General features: G+C 47.1%; 1 protein-coding gene. It reads right to left on the bottom strand.

Annotated elements, in window-relative coordinates; genetic code table 11:
- Positions 1-459 precede the first annotated feature (459 nt).
- Positions 460-1,719 carry a capsule biosynthesis protein gene (locus ACTHS3_RS12015; protein ID WP_440368039.1) on the bottom strand — a complete coding sequence of 420 codons (1,260 nt, stop codon included), beginning with the start codon at positions 1,717-1,719 and terminating at the stop codon, positions 460-462.
- Positions 1,720-2,017 lie beyond the last annotated feature (298 nt).

Genomic DNA, 2,017 nt, shown 5'->3' on the forward strand with positions numbered 1-2,017 from the left:
GCCTGTTGCAGCAGGGGCAGGGCTTGGGCGGTATTGGATTGTTCCAAAAGGGCGGCGGCTTGCCGGTAGAGGATATCAGGAGCGGCGGTCATGGTTTGCGGGCGGATATAAAGTGGAAGACGGATGCTGCGGCATATGGGCGGCGATACCGGTTGAGGGCTTTGTAAAAATATTGCTCGGCGCAGTTTTGCAGAGTGTATTGCCTTGCTGGCGTATCTTTAGGATGCTTGGCTTGTTATATTGTTTTGCCTAGGGACATCCATATTTTGTGCGTTACAAAGGGCTCAGGTTGAGTCGGTATGCGCTCATGACAGCTCGGCCATTATACTGTTTTTGTAATTTATTGTTAATGATAAATGCAGGTTTTTGTGTTTTATTTACATGGCAGTAGCAAAGGTATTGATTGTTTCAGGCCGTCTGAAATATTTTTCAGACGGCCTGAACTTTTCCTTCACTAAGTCAGGTTGCTGGTGTAGAAGAGTCGGAGGTGTTTTTGTTGGGGAAAAACACCTGACTGTAGAAATTACCGTTAATTTGGGTCACGTTGAGGTGGTACATACGGTAGGCATGGAACAGCTCTTTGTCAGGCGGTGTCGGATGATTCCAAAATTCTGCCAAGGTATTTTGGTCAGTTATGCCGGGAATGTCGTAATGGGCGCGGCCGAGGACTTTGACAGGCATGTTGTGGATCAATCCGGACAGGCCGCTGGTGCTGTTGATGGTAACCATACCAAGGCCGTGACGCAGGAAAACGGGCAGGGGGACATCATGGACGTAAGTGATACGGCCTTTGAGTTTGGGGTGTTTTTTGATAAAGCGTTTAATGTCGCGCCAGTAGTCGATAAAGCCGCGGTCCATCGGATGATGCTTGATGATGAGGTTGGTATCGGCAGGCGCGTGTGCGGCAAAGGAGGCCAAAACATGGAGCAGGAAGCTGCGGACGCTGGAAAAGTCGCAATGGATGCGGACTTGGCTGTCGTTGAATACCTGCAAGGGAACAATAAAAAACTTGCCGTATTTGCCCGCCTCCACGCGTTTGGCGATTTGGATGTCTTCAATATAGTAGTTCAAACGCTTGAGGATGGAGATCGACCACAGTTTGAGGTAATGGCCGGCATTGGATGCGCGGTGGTGGATGTAGTTCGGGTACTTGTTCGGATTGCGGAACAATTCGATATAGTAACGGACGGCGTTTTTGGCCATGGGCGTAAACCCGCCGCGTACCGGTGTCGGCGCTTTGTATTCTTGCTGGGCCAGCTTGGGAAATTGTTCCAAAAAAAAGTCGGCACAGCGCGGCAACGGGGAGAATGCGTTGACGCCGTCTTTTTCTAAGGTGATGTAGTAGGGACGGAAATAGCCTTCTTCAAATGCCCAGAAACTGGCTTGGTTTTCGTTTGCAATGCGTTTGGCCAGGAGATGGTAGGGACGTGTGTCGCCAAAGCAGACAACGGCCTGGATGTGATGTTGAACGATGTATTCTTGCAAAAATTCAGGAAAGGCATCGTAGCTGTCGTTAAAAGCAACGGTATGCGCTTGAGTAGGCGGATAAAAATAGTCGTCGCCTGCATTAAAGTTGAATTTATGTACGGTTTTGCCGTTTTCAGTCAGCCAATTGGCAAGGCGCAGAAAAAAATCGCCGACAGGACCTTGAAGCAGCAGGATGTTTTCTGCGCTTTCAAGCAGGCTTTGCAGGTTGTTTTTGAGGACGGTCTGTTTCATGTCGCAATGTGGTTTTGTTTTTTATGTAATAGTTTTAGGTTGAACTTTTAAGCATACGCCAAGAGAATTAACGATGCAAAAGCAATGATGCCTCAATAGAGGTAAGTTTATGATATATCGTTAATTTAGATAGTATTTATTTGAAAGATCGATATAGTTGTTTGATTTTACCTAATTTTTTAGCAAAGTACCCGCGATGTAATCCGTTGTTGTTTTTTTGCATATTTTTTTGTCGTATCAGGATTTGGGCTGCAGTTTCCGCATTGATGGCCTGATGGGTTTCGGGGTGGATGTAGTC

The sequence above is a fragment of the Neisseria sp. P0009.S007 genome, from assembly GCF_051962515.1.